This is a genomic window from Thiocapsa bogorovii (genome assembly GCF_021228795.1).
Taxonomy (GTDB): domain Bacteria; phylum Pseudomonadota; class Gammaproteobacteria; order Chromatiales; family Chromatiaceae; genus Thiocapsa; species Thiocapsa bogorovii.
Genome location: NZ_CP089309.1, coordinates 4,416,968 through 4,434,306, shown reverse-complemented (window position 1 = coordinate 4,434,306; position 17,339 = coordinate 4,416,968). Strand labels below are relative to the sequence as shown.

Genomic DNA, 17,339 nt, shown 5'->3' with positions numbered 1-17,339 from the left:
TGCGTCACTTGAGCTGATAACGTGGATCGAGAATCGCGGCGATGAGCTCGACGCGGGTATCGGCCTCGGCGTGCGGCGGATCCTCGGGCGGTTGGGGTGCTGCCGCGGTTGCCGGCGCGGGATCGGAGACCGGCCAGAGGAGGTGCGTCGCCGTCGCTGCGTCGAGCGCGGACCAGGCGCGGCCGGTGCCTGCGCTGCGGTCGGCCAGATCGCGGGTGATGCTGCGCAGGAAGCGCTCGCGCGCCAACAGGCGGTCGGTGTCGATCCAGTCGGTCTGGCCGGGCCAGCCTTTGACGTCGGGTGGCTCGAAGAGGGTTTGGCCCATTTCGGTGCCGAGGGTGACCAGACGCCGCGGATTCGGGTCCGGGAGGTCGAAACGGCGGACGGTGCCGACGACGATCTCGATGGGCGATTTGATCAGGGTGCCGCGATGCGCGTCGGCCCAAAAGGCGTCGGAGGTCAGAAGGGCGTGGAGCAGGGGCCGGATCTCGTAGCCGCTGTCGCGGAACACGGCGGCGAGGCGCGACACCTCAGCCGGATCCGGTTGCGGGGAGATGAACTCGATCCAGAGCTTCTCGACCACCCAATCGGCCGCGCGGGGTTGCTCGAGCAGGATGGCGACGATGTCGTCGGCGCCCCAGGGTCCGGTGCGGCCGAGGAAGGTCTTGACGCCGTCGTCGTGCCGGCGCGGGTCGAAGCGCGCGGTGCCGCTCGTCGGGTGGAGTTTCCATCCGCTCAGGGCGCGGGCGGCGGCTTTGACATCGGCTTCGGTGTAGTGTCCTTCGCCCAGGGTGAACAGCTCGAGCAGCTCGCGGGCGAAGTTCTCGTTGGGTCGGTCCTTGCGGTTTTGTCGGCCGTCGAGATAGATCAGCATGGCCGGGTCGGTGACGATGGCCCGCAAGAGGTCGGCGTAGTTTCCCAGCGCGTGCCGGCGCAGCAAGTCATGCTGGCGCCACATGAGCTGGGGCGAGCTGACGGTGCGCAGTTGGGAGGTGAAGTGGTTGTGCCAGAAGAGCGTCATGCGCTCGACGAGGGGTGCCTCGGTGACGAGCATCCACTGCATCCAGCCGTCTTGCAGGGCGCGTTGATGCTCGGTACGTTGCTTGTTCTGAGCCTGACGCGCGGCAAGCCGCTCGGTTTCCGGCAGATCGGCGAGGAGGGTGCGGTCCGGAAACGGTCGATCGTCCACCCAGGCCGGGCGCGGGGGCGTGCCGGGAGTGACCGCCAGGATGCGCTCGACGGCACCGGTGCGGTCCAGCGGGGCGAAGTCCGCGAGCATCTCGGGATGCGCGCCGAATGCCGTCCGATCCAGGAGATGGCGGGTTTCATCCGGGCTCAAGGCCGCTGCGGGGAGCGGTAACGCGATCCAGGCGGCGAGCAGCCAGGGTATCTGTGTGGAGGGCTTGGGGCTTATCGCGTTCACTTTGATTGGTCGGGCGGGCGTCCTTAAGGGGTGTATTGCGCCATGGCAGAGGGGGTTGTGCCTCTGTTGAAGGGGGTTGGACGGCTCAGCTTTGACGAGCGCAATCATGCGGTACACCGGCGCGCTCCAAAGCAATTAACGGACCTGTATTGCAAACGATCTTGGACATCATCGAGTCGTGGGACCACCGAACACCTCCAACGTCTCGTGACGCCTTAAAAGTCTCATGACACCCGCTCTGCGTCGTCACGTATGCCCCCGGCGCTCCGCGGCCCATGCCGAATCCGTCGACATCAAGATTAAAGGGGTCAGAGCCCTTTTCCGCGATTTTTATCCCGGCCAGTGCAAATGGTCGAGCAGGGCCCGCTCCGACCTCGGGATAAAAGGGGACGGGGGCTCATCGGGTAGAGTAGAGAGCAGGCATCCTGCGCCCGTAGACCCGGCCTATCTGTTGCCGCCCCTTTCGTTTGGCGGTGCCTCAATAGCCGAGTCATAGACACAGGATACCAGCCCTCCCTCATCAATCCGTGCATACGGTTCTCCCGTACACGGCTTTCCGATGTGCTTCACGCCGAGGCATGCGCCGATGTCCAGCCTGCGGTGGTTGGGATCTTGAACAATCCGAGGTGGTCGTAGACATGCGCATTGGGAAAGCGCAGATATCCTTGCGCCCGGCTCTGGAGCTTGTGGCGGCGACGCAGTTGCGTACGCATCCGCTCCTCGGCATGCGTTTTTACCCGACCAAGAACCGTTGAGCAGTTGCGGTAGTGGAAGTAGCCTGACCAGCCCCTGAGGGCGTGGTTGACCTCGCCGATCATGTCCCTGAGCGCCACCGGGGTTCGGCGACGCGCGGTCAGTTCCGTGACCCGGTCCTTGATGCGTTGCTCGGCCCGTTTCGATGGCTCCACGTGCGGGTAACCCTTGCCGCTGCGACGGCTCGTTCGCCAGGCAATCCGAAACCCCAGGAAGTCGAACCCGTCGGCGCGCGCATCGACCACATGGGTTTTCTGCACGTTGAGCGTGAGGTCCAACTTCTCGAGGACCGCCGTAAAGACGGCCATGGGCTTCTTGGTGCCGTGGCGACAGAGGATCACCGCATCGTCGGCATAGCGCACCAGCCGTGCGCCGAGTCGACGCTCCAAGTCGTGCCGCACCCAGATCCGGTCCAGGAGATGCAGATACAGGTTTGCCAACAGGGGTGAGGCGACGCCGCCCTGTGGGGTTCCCCGTCGATTCCCTTTTCCGCCCGTGGGACGGCGCTTGCCTTGCTCGTCTTCCTCAATGACCGGGGCTTTCAGCCATTGCCGGATGAGTCCCAACACGGGACCATCGACAATGCGTTCAGCCACCACGGCCATGAGCTTGGCATGGGGAATCGTGTCGAAGAAGCTGCGAATATCAGCCTCGACAATATAGTTGATACGGCGCTGCTGGATGGTCCGCCCGAGATCGTCCAGGCATCGGTGTTGACTGCGCCCCGGCCGATAGCCGTAGCTGCGGTCCTCGAACTGCACCTCGTAGATGGGTTCCAGAACCCGTTTGATCGCCAGCTCGACCAGCTTGTCTTCAAAGCAGCTGATGGCCAGCGGTCGCCCTTTCTCGCTTCCCGGCTTGGGAATATAGGTGCGCCGCTTCGGTTGCGGCCGGTAGCCCATGTTCCTCAGCCTGCTCGAGAGCGCCTCGAGATTCTCCTCCAGGTTCGCTCCGTAGCGCTCCTTCGTGATGCCATCAATCCCCACTGCCCGATCCGCGGGCAGTGCTTCGAAGCAGGCGCGCAGGTGATCCACATCGCAGACATGATGATGAAGACTGCTGAAGACCAGCCGTGGATCATTGCGCGCCTTCTCGCCTAGACGTCTCGACTCTGTGCTCACTGTTTGTTCACGCCTTGTATCGTGACAATGTTTCCGCCTCGACGCTCAACCCACCGTGAGGACCTTCGCTCGGAGGACATTACCCCTCTTCATCGCTAACCGTTGCGGCATACCGGTCCTCATCACTCGCGACGCGGCCATTTGAGCACCTCTTGTGACATTGGCGCTCATACTCGGGTACTGCATTGCGCGTTTCTCCAAGAGCCCTTGATCGTCGCTCGCCTGGTTCATTGCCGCCGTTGTGACACTCGATGCCGTCTGAGACCCCGGGGGGACGGTTGGTGCTCGTCGATCACGCACCTCCCGCATGGCCTGCGCCCGACCTGACAGGATCGGCTCTCACCCAAAATCATTTCTTCTCGGGGCTATGTGTCGGATTCAGGGCATCACCCTTCACCTCGTGTCCCTCATGTCTCTGGCCGTCCGGCTCATGCCTTTCGATCAGTACATTTCCGAGCGGCTGACTAAGCCCTACTCGGGAGAGCTTCCCGCTTGCGCGGCTCTCTCACAGCGGGCAACCATTGCCAGGTCACCCAGGTCTTGACTTTTGCCATGCGCAGCGACGAAGGCCGGGGTCACCATTTAGCTGACCCCGATCAATGGCACGACCTTTTTTCTCGCACCTATGCACGCTCATGTCGGTCGGGGAGTGCGACATTGCTACCGCCAACGCGCCCGCGGTTCTCGTTGAACGGTCGCGGATTCACTCCGATCCGCGCCAGTCACCCTTCTCGATCAAGGCGGTGGGGCTGCTCCGTTGGGAGTAGACACCCGGCCCCTGGCTCATAGGAGCCCCAGAAAATCGTCGGTGCCCCACCAAGGTCCAAGTGGACCACGGAGGCGGGGGCGGGTCGGGGGCGCGGATCCCAATAGATCCAGGCGCCCCCGACCCGCCCCCGCCGGGCCGCGGATTCACAGATCGCTGGCTCGGTGCCATGTCGGCACCGTCCAACCCCGTGTTGGCTCGATGGCGGAGGCGTCTCGGTCACAAGCGTTGCTCCCTGACGAATGTCGGCGGGAGATGTGCCGGCGGCCAATCAGGTCTGGAGGCTGTCCGCCAACCCCGTGTCCTGGCTCACCGGCGCATCGCCCATGGCCCTTCAGGCGAAGGCCCGATCGACATCGAAGTTGGTCCCCTCGCGCAGCATGGAGTAACAGGCCCGTCCCAGCTTGTGCGCCACCGTCTTGATGGCGACCACGCCGTTGGTCTTGGCGCGCTTGCGCTGGTAATAGCGCTTGATCGCGGGGCTGTAGCGCACCGCGAAGTTGGCCGCCTCCAGATCGGCCCAGGCCAGATATTTGTTGCCGCTCTTGGTGTTGCCCCGGCCCTTGCGTTTGCCGTTGGAGAGCCGCTCGCTGCCGACGAGACGGCTATAGGAGGCATAATTGCCGACGCGGGCAAAGCGCTCGATCGGTCCGGTTTCCAACAGGATCGTCAACCCCAGCACCTGACCGATGCCGCTGGTGCCGAGCAGATGCCGGTACTCGGGCCGGCCTTTGACCTGCGCGCAGGCCTCGTGCTCCAACAGATCGATCGCCGCCTCTTGGCCACGCATGGCCAGCAGGGTGCTTTGGACCGCCGGAGCCAGATTCGCATCGGGCAGCAGCTCGCCTGCCCTCTCGGGCGTCAGGCGTCGGATCGCATTGGCACTCGGCGAGCGCCCGCGGTTGCGCGAGAACAGGTTCTGCACCGCCAGGACGTTGGCCGTATGCTGCTGGACCAGGCGACTGCGCCGTCGCAGCAGATCGCGCACGGCACGCTGTTCCTTGGGGTCGATAGAGCCCTCCGACAACAGCCCCAGGCGCAGCAGCTTGGCCAGCCAGGCGGCGTCGGAATCGTCGTCGCTGTACTTTAGCCCGCTGTACTGCACGATCGCCGCGGTGTTGGCCAAGTGCACCCGATAGCCCGCATCCACCAAGGCGTCGACCAGCCAGTACCAGTTGTAGGTCGACTCCACAACCAGGCCCGTGATCGCTTCGCGATACGGTGCCAAGGATTCCAGCACCAGCGCCGCGTCGTTCGCCAACCGCTTGCGATACACGAGCTATTGTCAAATCTGGTGTATGACCATAGGGCCAGAGTTTGATCAGGCGGCTTCCCGTTGCTCCTCTTGGGTCTCCGGTGGGTCGTCGGACACCGGAATCCCGTCTTCGTAACGTGTCCCGCCGAGCAGTTCGGCCACTTTCTCGGGGGCACGGATGCGCCGCCAGGTCTTGGCGGCCTCTTCGCTCATCTTGAAGGCCAGGCCGAGGAAGGTCGCGCGGGTGACGCAGTTCTTGGTCCGGCCGGTGCGATGGCGCACGGTGGCGAAGGTCGACTCGATGGGGTTGGTGGTGCGCAGGTGCACCCAGTGCTCGGCCGGGAAGGCGAAGAAGGCGAGCAGGGCCTCGCGGTCCTTCTCGAGCTTCTCGGTGGCCTTGGGATATTTGGCCCCATAGCGGTTGATGAAGCGCTTAAAGGCTTGGTCGGCCTGCTTGCGGGTCGGCGCCATCCAGATCGCCTGCAGATCCGCCTTCGCCTTGCCTTGCAACGACTTGGGCAAGGCATTGAGCACGTTGCCCATCTTGTGGAACCAGCAGCGCTGATGCGCGGTCTCGGGGTAGACCTGCTCAAGCGCACCCCAGAACCCCAGCGCCCCGTCGCCGACGGCCAAGCGCGGACCCGTCTGCAGACCACGTGCCTTCAGATCGCGCAGCACATCGAGCCAGGATTCGGTGGATTCACGCAACCCGTCGACGATGGCGACCCACTCCTTGGTGCCGTCGGGCCGCACCCCGATGATCACCAGCAGGCAGAGCTTGGGATCGTCGCTCTCGCGCAGTGTCGTGTAGATGCCGTCGACCCACCAGTAGGCGTACTGCCGGCCTTCGAGGCTGCGCTGGGTCCAGTCCTTGTACTCCTCGGCCCACGCGGCCTTGAGCCGGCCCAGAGCCGCCGCGGAGAGCCCTTTGGCGTCCTCTCCCACCAGCACCTCCAACGCCTCCCCGAGGTCGCCGCTGGAGATCCCCTTCAGATAGAGCCACGGCAGCGCCGCGGCGACCCGGGCACTGCGGCGCACGTACGGCGGGGCCAGCGCGGAGTTGAACTTCACCCCGGCCCCGGAGCGGTCGCGTACCTTGGGCACCTGCACCTCCACCGGACCCACCGTGGTGAGGATCTCGCGCGCCGGCAGATAACCGTTGCGCACCACCGCCCGGCGTCCGTCCATCAGCGACACCCCGGCAAACTCCTCGAGCAGCTGCTCCACCTCCGCCTCGATGGCCCGCTGCAGGATGTCGCGCGCCCCGCGGCGCACCAGCTCCTCCAGCGGCAGGCCCAGCTCGGCCAGCACCTCGCCCCGATCCCCTCTTGCACGGCGGGCCCCCGTACTCGTATCGTCGCTCATGGCGCACCTCTCTCGTTGCTGCTTTGGGTCTCGACAACCACATTGTCAGCAACGGTGCGCCGCCTGCTCAAGCTCTATCAGTCCCCGCTCATACACCAGAATCGAGCATAGCTCTGCGATACACGACGCGGTCCTCTTCGTCCAAAAGGGCCACGACGCTATTGTTGGAATGCAGATCGATTCCGCCGTAGAGTTTCATCGTCGACTCCTCCTGCCGGGTCTCCAGCTCTGGTGTTTTCCTCTACCTTAACTGTAGGCCCACGGGCGGGGTCGGCTAGATGCTTATCAGGTCTTGACTTTTGCCTTGGGCTAAGAACGGCGCGAGAAATAGGGGACGTACCACGGAATCGTGCAGCCCCAAGGATCGAGGTCTCCCATTGCACGCTCTCCACGAAAACGGCCTCCAAACCGGTGGCCGTGAAAACCCATTCGGACCAGCGCAGCCGGGTGTTCGGATCGGCGGTTTGAACGCGTTGACGCACGGCCTCCGCAGCGTGGAGCGCCTCGCAACGCTCCAGCGCCACGTCACGATCCACCTTGTAGGAGCACAATGACCGCACCCCGCGCCTCTAGCAATTTCTCAATTCGCACAGTGGCCGCAGTGGACACGAACAAGCTCTCGTGGGCCGTAAACAATTTGCCAGGCCGCACATAACTGGTGCGCTGTAGACCACCGTTAGCGAAATCCGCAGCGCCAATTTCTACCGCCATTGGGTCAGCATAGGGGTTGCTCGTGATCTGGCAGGCAACCCAATCACCCCGCCCCACATCGGCCAGACGCAGTGCTGGACGGAGCTTGCTGCTGCTCAGATCAGAGAACGGAAAGCGGAGTATCGTTACTTGTCCGGCTGCAAATACGCCCACGCCTCGTCCTCCTCGGGTTTGAGCCAATCTTCCGCTAGGGCCGCCTCCGCGAGCAAAGCCGTCTCATCCGTCGATGGCTGCAACAACGTCAACAATGCCCGACCTGCCGGTAGGCGAGGCAGTGGCTCGACCGGATGAATTTGGCCATCACGGTCAATCTCAACTTCAATCGTCTGCAGCATCATCGCGCCCTCAAGGTTACAAGATTAAAGGGGTTAGAGCCTGAGGTATCCCCAAAATAATGTAGACTTTTTCAGTGCGTTAAATCGCATTCTTTGCACAGGATTGAACATGCACGAGAGGTCGTTGTCCCTGGAAAGCGACGAAACCCGCCAGGAGACCCCTCGTGCATGCAGGAACCATCTTACACCGCTGCCTCGATCCGTTGCTGCAGGCGATTCACCGCACACGTTTGGCGACACTTTTCGCCGCGGTGGCGGCCTGCGTGAGCGGGCCGGCGTTGTCGCTGACCGATGTGGGGCGGCGCTTCGGAGGCGCCGTCGGGCTGCGCCACAAGATCAAGCGCGCCGATCGCCTGCTCGGCAATCGGCATCTGCGCCGGGAGGCCAAATCGATCTATCGGGCCTTGTGCCGCGTGACGCTGGCGCGCGTACGCGAACCGCTGATCCTGATCGACTGGTCGGATCTGAAGGCCGACCAGTCGCTGCACTTGTTGCGCGCATCGCTGCCGGTGGGCGGACGCAGTCTGACCCTCTACGAGGAGGTGCACCCACAGAAGAAACTCAACAACGCGGCGGTGCACGCGCGCTTTCTGCGCCACCTGAGCACCCTGATGCCGCCGGGGTGGCGCCGATCATCATCGCCGACGCGGGCTTCAAAGTTCCCTTCTATCGCGAGGTGCAAGCCCTGGGCTGGCGCTGGGTCGGACGGGTGCGCGGGCGCGACTTCGTGCGGCTGAAGTCGCGCTGGAGCAGCTGCAAGACGCTTTTCGCGCGTGCGACGGCCACCCCGACGGCGCTCGGCGAGGGCGAGTGGGTGCGCAGCAATCCGCTGCGCGCCGTCTTCGCCTTGGTGCGTCGACCGCCCAAGGGCCGTCGCGGCAAGACCACCTTCGGGCGGCGAGCGCGCTCCAAGGCCAGCACGCAAAACGCCCGCAGCGCCAAAGAGCCCTGGCTGCTGGTCGCCTCGACCCGCTTCGCCGAGTGGCCGGCCAAGCGGCTGGTGCGCCTCTACGCCCAGCGCATGCAAATCGAGCAAAGCTTTCGCGACATGAAGAACTTACACTTCGGAGAGGGCTTGGAGCGTAGCCGCTCGCGCGGCACAGAACGCTTTACGGTGTTGGTGCTGATCGCCTCGCTGGCCGCGTTCCTGCTCTGGCTGATCGGTACCGCGGCCGAGCGCGCCGGCATCCACCGCCGGCTGCATCCGGGCAACGGCAAGCGTCGCGTCTACTCGCGGATCTTCCTCGCGCGTCTGCTGCTCATCCTCGACAGTACCCGCGATGTGCTCGATGAGGTGCTCACGGCCATCGCGCCACCGGACCGATGGGTTGCGAGCGACCATGACGCCCTGCTCGCCGACGGGGTTTGTGGGGGATGAATTCGTGGGGATACCTCAGGGTTAGAGCCCTTTTCCGCGATTTTTATCCCGGCCAGGGCAAATGGTCGAGCAGGGCCCGCTCCGACCTCGGGATAAAAGGGGGCGGGGGCTCATCGGGGTCAAGTCTCGACTCTTGCCATTCGCAGGCCCCAGGGTCAGCCTCACGTTGAATGGGAAACCAGGAACAGACCACATTTTTGATTTTTCAGAACCACAAAGCCCGGAGCCACAAAGGTCAGGTCTCATTCTTGGCCTTCTTCCTCTATGTGGATCCGTACCCATCCGTGGCGTAAATAACCGTCGATTGCTTTGAGCATGCGATTTGCATCGCCCACATCCCGTTTTGCTTCTTCTTCGGTGATCAATCCAGCTAAATCGTAATCGCCGCTTTGACGATCCTCGAACAGGCGCGTCAGTATAGCTGTAAACTCACTGGGGAAAATACCTGTTCGCACGAACTCCTTATTGAATCGCCCTATCGACTGCGCATGCGATGAAAATGAATTGCCCTGCGACAGATGCAAAGCGCTGACGGCATGAAAGGCCGCGTAATAGGCTCGGGATACCGCATCGTCCCAGGCGCCGTTCGTCACGAGCATTTCGGCGACACGTCGTTTCTCGGCGGCTTTTCGCAGCACCGCCTCGATTTGAGGTGTCACAACAACCGTCCCTCGCGTTCGATGTTGAGGGCCAGGGGACTTCCTTGGCGCTGCTTCCATTCTTTTTCGGTTCTGACGATGGATGTCACCAATGCGTCGTAGCGGTCGATCAAGTCTACTTCGATATCCAGAATCGCGGCGCGGATTTCCGGCGATCGACGATCAACGATCACCAGCATGTCATAGTCGGAATAGTTTCGAGCATCGCCTCGGGCACGCGAGCCGAAGAGACGCAGCTCCTTGATGTGTGCGCCCAGTCTTTTGCGGACTTCATGCGCAAAAGCGGATGGTACGTCGTCGGAGGATGTTTGCATCAGCTTCGATGGTCTGCTCATGAAGGGGCGATGGGGTCATAGCGGAACCGGGGCACGTAGGGCGCCAGCGCCTCGGGAATCCGGGCCAGTTCTCCCACTTCACGGATCCTCACGCACACGAGATCAGATCTCCCATTACTCTATTGTCCTTGTTTGTCACTCTTGCCGTAGCGGCACGTGGCGTAGAGCGCCAGGGGCATGCGTGACACCGCTGAGCGGTGTCACGAGTATCTCTCGCGGCGCGGTGTCACACGTTCTTTCGGCCTTGAGTGGTTGGTCTCATGAGCGCGGCATCTCGCTTGGCATCGACATCTCTGACGATATCAGCGGGCATTCGACGTCCGATCCCTTGTCGAGAAGTGTGACCGACGCCTGCCGGTGATCGTTGTTCATAGCCACGCTGTTTCCGGAGCCTGCGCCTCGATATCCGCAGGCGGATTATCCCACCATCGCGCGGCCACCGTGTCATAGAGTCGCCGATAGTCGACAGCATACTTGAGATCGGCCTGCTCTAGTGAACCCAGATCTGGCATCTCGCCATAGAGTCCACCCTTGATCCGCCCGCCCAGCAGCGAGCTGCTTTTTCGCTCCGGCGGTCAGTTCAATCCGCCAGGCCAAGCTCGCGCTCCACGTCCTCTAGGCTGTAGGTCAGCTCTTCACCCTTGCGAACGCGCTCCATGATCGCATCCGCCAGGTAGTAGTCCTCTAAGTCATCGATGCCGCGCTCGACCAACTCACGCAGATAGAACGCCTTGGTGCGGCCGGTTAATGCCGCCAAGTGCTTAAGTCGTTCCTCGATCGCTGGATCGAGCCGAACAGATGTCGCCATGACATGCCCTCTTAAGGAAAAAGGGGTTAGAACACGTTTTCCTTCAAGGGAGGGAATCCGGGGGCTCCCCATCGCACAGGTTGCACAAGTCTGCCATTGTTGCGCCAAGGTCAGAGGAATCTTGAAAAGCATTGAGTTTGCAACCTCAACGATTATGACGCCTCAGAATCGCCGGTCCGGATGCGCACGCGGTCTTTGGTGAAAGCAATAGCTTCATGCGGCGGCGCTGACGATGATGGGCTCTACGCGCTCATGTTCGACGAGGCGACGCGCATAGGTCAGGCACGCGAGAATATCAGCCCGCTCTAGCCACGGATAGCCTTCGAGCAGAGTAGCGAAATCATCTCCCGCCGCGAGCATTCCCAGGACATGCTCCACGGCCAGGCGTCGACCGCGAATGATCGGTTTACCGCCGAAGATCTCAGGGTTGATCGTGATGCGTTGCAACAGTTGGTCTTCGTTCATCGCGTTATGCTCCGGGGATGAGCAGGCTTGGGGGTCTTGAAAAACGACTATTGTTTGCCACTCCCTTGTGCGAGGGCACGCACTCAGTCAGTCGGCATTGACTGATCTCAGTCATTCCAGATCCCTCACGTACCACGCCATCGCCTCGGTCAACCCATCCCGAATGCGATGACTGGGCGCATACCCGAGCAGGCGCTGCGCCTTGCCGATATCGGCCAGCGAATGGCGTACATCGCCGGCGCGAAAATCGCGGTAGCTGGGCTGAAATCCATCCAGATGCGCAAAGCGCGGTACCAGGGCGGCCCGAATGGCCTCGAACAGCGCGTTGAGCGTGGTGCGCTCGCCGACCGCGACGTTGTAGACCTGGTTGGCCGCCTCGGGGTGTTCGGCCGTCGCCGCCAGCAGGTTGGCCTGGACGGCGTTGGCGATGTAGCAGAAGTCGCGGCTGGTCTCGCCGTCGCCGTTGATCCAGACCGGTTCATTTCGGATCATCGCCGCGGTCCATTTGGGCACCACGGCGGCATAGGCGCCGTTGGGGTCCTGGTGCGCGCCGAAGATGTTGAAATAGCGCAGGCCAATACTCTGAAAGCCGTAGGCGCGGGCGAAGACCTCGGCGTACTGCTCGTTGACCCGCTTGGTCACGGCGTAGGGCGAAAGGGGCTTGCCGATGCGGTCCTCGACCTTGGGCAGTTCGGGATGATCGCCATAGGTCGAACTGGAGGCGGCATAGACGAAGCGCCCGACCCGGGCGTCGCGGGCCGCCACCAGCATGTTGAGAAAGCCGTCGATGTTGACGGCGTTGGTGGTGACGGGGTCTTCCAGCGAGCGCGGCACCGAGCCGAGTGCGGCCTGATGCAAAACAGAATCGACCCCGGCACAGGCGGTGCGGCAGGCGTCCAGGTTGCGGATGTCGCCTTCGATGAAGCGAAAGCGCGTCCATTGGGCCGGGGTGACCAGGGTTTTGACCTGATCGAGGTTGTGCCGGTGACCGGTGGCAAAGTTGTCGAGCCCGACGACGGTTTGGTTGAGCTTGAGCAGGGTTTCGAGCAGGTTGGAGCCGATGAAGCCGGCCACGCCGGTGACGAGCCAGGTCTTGGGCTGCGCGGGGAGCGCGGCAAGGAGATCGTTGTAGGGGGTCGACATGCGTCCGTTCCCTTGCGTCCGTTCTCTCGAGGTTGGGGGCTTACAACCACTGCATGGTCGGATCGTTTGTGCTTGGGTGCACGTTGTGCTTCCTATCGTCAGCACAACCTACTCGTCAGCACAACCTACGGTCTGCCGTTGCGCCGGACCACTCGCCTTGGGTCACGGGGGTGTCAAGGCGGCGGCACTCGACAGAAGGCTTGAGATCGGTCTGCGCAAGTGTACCCGGATCAGGCATTTCACCAAAGCGCCCGACCCGGAACTTGAAGACATCTAAAATGCCTCGCCAGGCTGTCGTACTGCGGCCTGCACACTGTCTTCGTGGATACGGTAGCCGTTTTCCCGCATCGATTCCAACGGTTGAAGTATCGAGTCGATCAGGCCGCTCTGTTTGGCCTCCAGCAAAACCCTTATCGTTCCCGGGGTTCCAACTGTTGAAAGAAAGCATCGAAGAGCGTGGCAGGTCATGCTGATTTAAGACGCATGATACTCAGCGCTTGGGCCAAGCAACAAGGCATCTCCTAACGTACGGCCTGGAACTGGTATAAGGCCGGTCAGTTGCCGGTGCCCGCGCGACAGAACGCGACAGGAACCATTCCGGCCGAGGTCGCGGCGCCCAATGCGAAAACCGGGGGTCGCGGTAGGGACGGAGGTTACCCCCCGCCCCCCGCACAGATCCGTACGTGCGGAATTACCGCATACGGCTCCTGCCTCGGGTCATGACGCGAAGCGAACCGTCGGGTAGGGGTGAGCCAGTTTCACCGACGGTAGATATTTTCGAGCCAGCCTGTTACACCTCGACCAGGGCATCCGGTGCTTGTGACTACGCCGCATGAGAGACTGACGCCAGGCGCGGGTGACTTCCGCTCGGAAGCCGTCCAGGCGTTTGAGATTGCCCGGCACCGCGTGGTAGTTGAAGTAGCCCCGCAGGACGCGGCCCAGCCATTTTCCTTGCTCCGGAATTGGCGCGTGGCGCTGCTCCCTCAGTCGCCCCCGGATCGCCGCCAGCGTCGCCCGCATCCGCTTTTTGACGGTGCGTCTGACGATCGCGAATCAGCCTTTCCGGGTCTTGCCGCAGATGTGCGTAAAGCCGAGAAAATCAAACGTCTCCGGCTTTCCCAATCCCTGGCGTTTCCGGTTGGAAGCAGCGTAGCGGCCAAACTCGATCAGCCGCGTCTTCTCCGGATGCAGTTCCAGACCGAAGCGCTGAAGGCGTTCGCGCAGGTCCGCAAGGAAGCCGCGCGCCTCCACCTCAGCCTGAAATCCATACACGCTATCATCGGCATAGCGGACCAGGATGACCTGGCCGCGCGCGTGCCGCCGGCGCCATTGGTGCGCCCAAAGGTCGTGAACGTAGTGCAAGTAGATATTCGCCAGTAACGGCGAAATCACCGCACCTTGCGGCGTACCCCGTTCGCCGGGAACCCGCCGTCCTTGTTCGTCGATGACGCCTGCTTTCAGCCAGTTGCGGATCAGTCGAAGGATCCGTCGATCCGCGATCCGGTGTTCCAGGAATCGCATCATCCACCCGTGATCGAGCATGTCGAAGAACGAACGGATGTCTGCGTCCAAGACCCAGTTGACCGGCCTGGTGTCGATGGCGACATAGAGCGCGTCCAGCGCTTGGTGTTGGCTCCTGCCAGGTCGAAAGCCATAGGAGAACCCCAAGAAATCCGTTTCATAAATCGCGTTGAGGACGGTCACCACCGCCTGCTGCACGATCTTATCTTCCAAGGCGGCAATCCCCAGCGGACGCAAACGACCATCCGCCTTGGGGATGTAGACTCGCCGCGACGGCGTGGCGCGATAGGCACCGGTATGAATCCGCCGGTGCAAGTCCTCCAGCCGACTGGCGAGGCCCCCTCGTAGCTGGTCCAGGTCACGCCGTCCACCCCCGCCGCCGCGTCCCGGCGAAGCGCATGGAAGCTCTCCTCCAGTAGCGTCGGTGTGATGTGGTGCAGCAGTGCCGTGAACTGTGCCCGCCGATCCCGGCGGGCCGCTTCGCGTACGCCTTCGAGACCCATCGACACGCGATCCCGGCTCTGTGTCCGGTGCGTGGGCGCCTCTCCAGCGTTCCCCTCGGCTACGCCCCTTCCCTCCACCACCTCCGCGGGGTTGTCCCCCTTGTTCGGCAGCTTCTTCGGTACTACGAGCGTATCCGACTTCTCATCCGCGTCGATGGCGGGATGACGGCTTTGCCTTCCCCGCCCCACCCGGTCGGCGCCGGGTACGGATGAGACCTCCCAGGTCCTGTGCAAAAGGCTTCCCGGCATGCTCAGGGTCTCCGACCGCGCGGGATCGTCTGCGCACTTGCGATTAGCGCCCGCAGCCGTGTCGCCTTCCGCCTGTCTGTACGACGTCGGCATCCCGGAGTTCGTGATTTCGCGGCTCAATGGCTGGCCTGCCGGTTTCCCCTGTCAACGCTTGGAGCTACGCCTCACGGCATATCCCCCATGACTCGGGGCCGAAACGAATCGCCCTTTCTATTTCGTATCGAACTTTCATCGACTACCTCTTGCCAGTTTGTCCTGGCGCATCACAGACCACGTTTTCTGCACAGTCTTTCAGGCATGCTCGCGTAATAGGATTTCGAAGCCCGCTTGCGTGAAATGATGATCCGTTGTGAAAACCTGCTGCAACCCTCGCTCTCCTGCAACAACAACGCTGATGCAGTCAGTCAGACTCCAATCCTTATCAGTCATCTGTCGAAACAGAGCAAGTCCACGATCAACTAACTCACGCTCGGATGCAATACAGCGCCATCGAGGTGACTCGCGCGCGGTCTGGATCAAGCGCAGTGCGACTGGTTTATAGGCTGCCCGGCTGAAGGTGTTGCCAACCTCAAGCAGGACGGCATCAGTGGTGACAAAACGGGATCCTGCCAGGGTGAGTTGACGACTCATCGCAACGGCTTGGACGTGCCATTGGTCCTGCCGGTTACCCAATGCGATCAAGGCGGCGGTATCGACGAAAATGGTCCTCATCAAATCGTGCCGAGATAGTGATCGTGATTCGCGGCGAGATCAGCGACCCCGGTATCGACAGCAACCGACTCGATGTCCTCTAACAGCATCCACCACTGATCGGAACTCAGTCCACAGTCAAGGGATTGAACCAATACATCGACTACGAATTGTTGCGGATCCGGCAATGCGCGCAGCTTCTCGGCCAGTGTTTCCGGGATATCCAGCACGATTTGCATGTCTTTGGCCCTCGTTGCTTGAGTCGTCATCTTGGCGAGAATAAGGGAGCTCGGGGTTTTGAGTAGGCCGGGCACTCCCCGAACGGTAGGGCGACGTTTGTGTTCTCTGTTTGCCGCCTGGTTTCCCGGCGGTGCCACATGATCTCGCCCGTGGTCCAAGTTGCGACCCGGCCCCTCTCGGAACCGGACAAGCGGCTTTCCCACATCCGGCTCCTCGGTCGGTCATTCAGCAAGCCTCCGCTCTTCGAAAGGGATTCAGGTCGGTGCGGATCTGCACGCGGGGCCAGGCGACCTCACGCAGGACGTCGTTGTACTGGTCCCAGTTGTACGCCTTACGCTGGCTCTTGCGGTTGAGCCACCGGCGCAGAATGCGCGTGGCGTGATAGACGTAGCGCGAGCAACTGCGTGCATTGTCCGTGATGGCATAGTAGTTGAGGTGTCCCTGTATCCGCGCCTTGGCGCGGATGAGCATCTCTCCCTTGGTCTGCTTGTGCCTGACGCGTCGCGCCCAATCATTGAACGCCCGCAGGCTGGCCCCGAACTTCTTGCGGCTGGTGCGGCGCTTGACCTTGAAGTGGCCCTTCTTGCTTTTGCCGCAATAGTGGGTGAAGCCGAGGAAGGTAAACTCCTCGGGCTTCTCGCCCCGTGCCCGCGCGTTGTCTCGGGCAAAGCGCCCGAACGCCAGACACCGGGTCTTCTCTTCAGCCAGCCGCAGCCGGAATGTTCTCAGCCGCTCGCCGAGGGCCGTTTGGAAGTGTTCCGCGTCCTGCCGGTTCTGAAAGCCGGCGACAAAATCATCGGCGAAACGGAAGTAGTACGCCTCGCCGCGACTTTGCGGTCGTACCCGATAGCTGAACCAGAGGTCCAGCACGTAGTGCAGATAAATGTTCGACAACAGCGGCGAGAGGATCGAGCCTTGCGGCGTCCCCTCCTCGCTGGCCTGTACCAGCCCGTCCTCCAGGATACCGCCCTTGAGCAGGCGGGCGATGAGGCGGACGATCCGCGGGTCGCCGATCCGATGGCGGAGAAATTTCAGCATCCACCCATGGTCGACTTCGTTGAAGAAGCTGCGAATATCAGCCTCGACAATATAGTTGATACGGCGCTGCTGGATGGTCCGCCCGAGATCGTCCAGGCATCGGTGTTGACTGCGCCCCGGCCGATAGCCGTAGCTGCGGTCCTCGAACTGCACCTCGTAGATGGGTTCCAGAACCCGTTTGATCGCCAGCTCGACCAGCTTGTCTTCAAAGCAGCTGATGGCCAGCGGTCGCCCTTTCTCGCTTCCCGGCTTGGGAATATAGGTGCGCCGCTTCGGTTGCGGCCGGTAGCCCATGTTCCTCAGCCTGCTCGAGAGCGCCTCGAGATTCTCCTCCAGGTTCGCTCCGTAGCGCTCCTTCGTGATGCCATCAATCCCCACTGCCCGATCCGCGGGCAGTGCTTCGAAGCAGGCGCGCAGGTGATCCACATCGCAGACATGATGATGAAGACTGCTGAAGACCAGCCGTGGATCATTGCGCGCCTTCTCGCCTAGACGTCTCGACTCTGTGCTCACTGTTTGTTCACGCCTTGTATCGTGACAATGTTTCCGCCTCGACGCTCAACCCACCGTGAGGACCTTCG

At 62.3% G+C, this 17,339-nt stretch carries 17 protein-coding genes; 2 read left to right on the top strand and 15 right to left on the bottom strand.

Annotated elements, in window-relative coordinates:
* Positions 1–4: 4 nt before the first annotated feature.
* The 5 genes from LT988_RS19645 to LT988_RS19625 all read right to left on the bottom strand — a co-directional run bounded on the left by LT988_RS19645 (position 5) and on the right by LT988_RS19625 (position 7,732).
* On the bottom strand, positions 5–1,423 hold the full coding sequence (locus LT988_RS19645; protein ID WP_232407201.1) for a DUF1800 domain-containing protein: 1,419 nt from the start codon (positions 1,421–1,423) through the stop codon (positions 5–7).
* A 566-nt stretch (positions 1,424–1,989) separates the two neighbouring features.
* Positions 1,990–3,297, bottom strand: a complete 1,308-nt coding sequence (gene ltrA / locus LT988_RS19640; protein WP_232407200.1) for a group II intron reverse transcriptase/maturase — start codon at positions 3,295–3,297, stop codon at positions 1,990–1,992.
* A 1,100-nt stretch (positions 3,298–4,397) separates the two neighbouring features.
* Positions 4,398–5,339: a transposase gene (locus LT988_RS19635; protein ID WP_232407199.1), complete on the bottom strand. Its 942-nt coding sequence runs from the start codon at positions 5,337–5,339 to the stop codon at positions 4,398–4,400.
* 45 nt (positions 5,340–5,384) lie between these two features.
* Positions 5,385–6,683 carry an IS256 family transposase gene (locus tag LT988_RS19630; protein ID WP_232406689.1) on the bottom strand — a complete coding sequence of 433 codons (1,299 nt, stop codon included), beginning with the start codon at positions 6,681–6,683 and terminating at the stop codon, positions 5,385–5,387.
* An 836-nt stretch (positions 6,684–7,519) separates the two neighbouring features.
* Positions 7,520–7,732 carry a hypothetical protein gene (locus LT988_RS19625; protein WP_232407198.1) on the bottom strand — a complete coding sequence of 71 codons (213 nt, stop codon included), beginning with the start codon at positions 7,730–7,732 and terminating at the stop codon, positions 7,520–7,522.
* A 161-nt stretch (positions 7,733–7,893) separates the two neighbouring features.
* Here LT988_RS19625 and LT988_RS19620 point away from each other — a divergent pair, with 161 nt between their 5' ends.
* Complete coding sequence (locus tag LT988_RS19620; protein ID WP_232407197.1) at positions 7,894–8,466, top strand: hypothetical protein; 573 nt, start codon at positions 7,894–7,896, stop codon at positions 8,464–8,466.
* On the top strand, positions 8,352–9,107 hold the full coding sequence (locus LT988_RS19615; protein WP_232407196.1) for an IS4 family transposase: 756 nt from the start codon (positions 8,352–8,354) through the stop codon (positions 9,105–9,107). Before LT988_RS19620 ends, LT988_RS19615 begins: the two co-directional genes overlap by 115 nt.
* Before the next feature lie 242 nt (positions 9,108–9,349).
* Here the strand turns inward: LT988_RS19615 and LT988_RS19610 are convergent, their stop codons facing one another.
* The 10 genes from LT988_RS19610 to ltrA (LT988_RS19570) form a co-directional block, all read right to left on the bottom strand.
* Complete coding sequence (locus LT988_RS19610; protein WP_232407195.1) at positions 9,350–9,766, bottom strand: HEPN domain-containing protein; 417 nt, start codon at positions 9,764–9,766, stop codon at positions 9,350–9,352.
* Positions 9,763–10,101, bottom strand: coding sequence for a nucleotidyltransferase family protein (locus tag LT988_RS19605; RefSeq protein WP_232407194.1), 339 nt, complete (start codon positions 10,099–10,101; stop codon positions 9,763–9,765). The genes LT988_RS19610 and LT988_RS19605 overlap by 4 nt, the downstream gene beginning before the upstream one ends.
* Before the next feature lie 580 nt (positions 10,102–10,681).
* Entirely contained in the window at positions 10,682–10,909 is a 228-nt protein-coding gene (gene relB, locus LT988_RS19600) for a type II toxin-antitoxin system RelB family antitoxin (RefSeq protein ID WP_232407193.1), read from the bottom strand.
* A gap of 213 nt (positions 10,910–11,122) precedes the next feature.
* Entirely contained in the window at positions 11,123–11,374 is a 252-nt protein-coding gene (locus tag LT988_RS19595; RefSeq protein WP_232407192.1) for a DUF433 domain-containing protein, read from the bottom strand.
* A gap of 111 nt (positions 11,375–11,485) precedes the next feature.
* A complete protein-coding gene (locus LT988_RS19590) occupies positions 11,486–12,517 on the bottom strand; it encodes an NAD-dependent epimerase/dehydratase family protein (RefSeq protein ID WP_232407191.1) in 1,032 nt (343 codons plus the stop codon).
* 273 nt (positions 12,518–12,790) lie between these two features.
* Positions 12,791–12,985 carry a DUF3368 domain-containing protein gene (locus LT988_RS25620; protein ID WP_408648018.1) on the bottom strand — a complete coding sequence of 65 codons (195 nt, stop codon included), beginning with the start codon at positions 12,983–12,985 and terminating at the stop codon, positions 12,791–12,793.
* 585 nt (positions 12,986–13,570) lie between these two features.
* Positions 13,571–14,353: a reverse transcriptase domain-containing protein gene (locus LT988_RS25615; RefSeq protein WP_456300841.1), complete on the bottom strand. Its 783-nt coding sequence runs from the start codon at positions 14,351–14,353 to the stop codon at positions 13,571–13,573.
* Positions 14,354–15,081: 728 nt separating this feature from the next.
* Positions 15,082–15,501: a type II toxin-antitoxin system VapC family toxin gene (locus LT988_RS19580; protein WP_232407190.1), complete on the bottom strand. Its 420-nt coding sequence runs from the start codon at positions 15,499–15,501 to the stop codon at positions 15,082–15,084.
* Complete coding sequence (locus LT988_RS19575; protein ID WP_232407189.1) at positions 15,501–15,719, bottom strand: hypothetical protein; 219 nt, start codon at positions 15,717–15,719, stop codon at positions 15,501–15,503. The genes LT988_RS19580 and LT988_RS19575 overlap by 1 nt, the downstream gene beginning before the upstream one ends.
* A gap of 226 nt (positions 15,720–15,945) precedes the next feature.
* The gene (ltrA, locus tag LT988_RS19570; RefSeq protein ID WP_232407188.1) at positions 15,946–17,271 is read right to left on the bottom strand and encodes a group II intron reverse transcriptase/maturase; all 1,326 of its coding nucleotides are present in this window, start codon (positions 17,269–17,271) and stop codon (positions 15,946–15,948) included.
* Positions 17,272–17,339: the final 68 nt, after the last annotated feature.

Bases quoted from the DNA above. Each gene is read 5' to 3' on its own strand.
- LT988_RS19575 (WP_232407189.1), bottom strand. From the start codon at position 15,719: ATGCAAATCGTGCTGGATATCCCGGAAACACTGGCCGAGAAGCTGCGC.
- LT988_RS25620 (WP_408648018.1), bottom strand. From the start codon at position 12,985: ATGACCTGCCACGCTCTTCGATGCTTTCTTTCAACAGTTGGAACCCCG.
- relB (WP_232407193.1), bottom strand. From the start codon at position 10,909: ATGGCGACATCTGTTCGGCTCGATCCAGCGATCGAGGAACGACTTAAG.
- LT988_RS19595 (WP_232407192.1), bottom strand. From the start codon at position 11,374: ATGAACGAAGACCAACTGTTGCAACGCATCACGATCAACCCTGAGATC.
- LT988_RS19605 (WP_232407194.1), bottom strand. From the start codon at position 10,101: ATGAGCAGACCATCGAAGCTGATGCAAACATCCTCCGACGACGTACCA.
- LT988_RS19590 (WP_232407191.1), bottom strand. From the start codon at position 12,517: ATGTCGACCCCCTACAACGATCTCCTTGCCGCGCTCCCCGCGCAGCCC.
- LT988_RS19625 (WP_232407198.1), bottom strand. From the start codon at position 7,732: ATGATGCTGCAGACGATTGAAGTTGAGATTGACCGTGATGGCCAAATT.
- LT988_RS19630 (WP_232406689.1), bottom strand. From the start codon at position 6,683: ATGAGCGACGATACGAGTACGGGGGCCCGCCGTGCAAGAGGGGATCGG.
- LT988_RS19580 (WP_232407190.1), bottom strand. From the start codon at position 15,501: ATGAGGACCATTTTCGTCGATACCGCCGCCTTGATCGCATTGGGTAAC.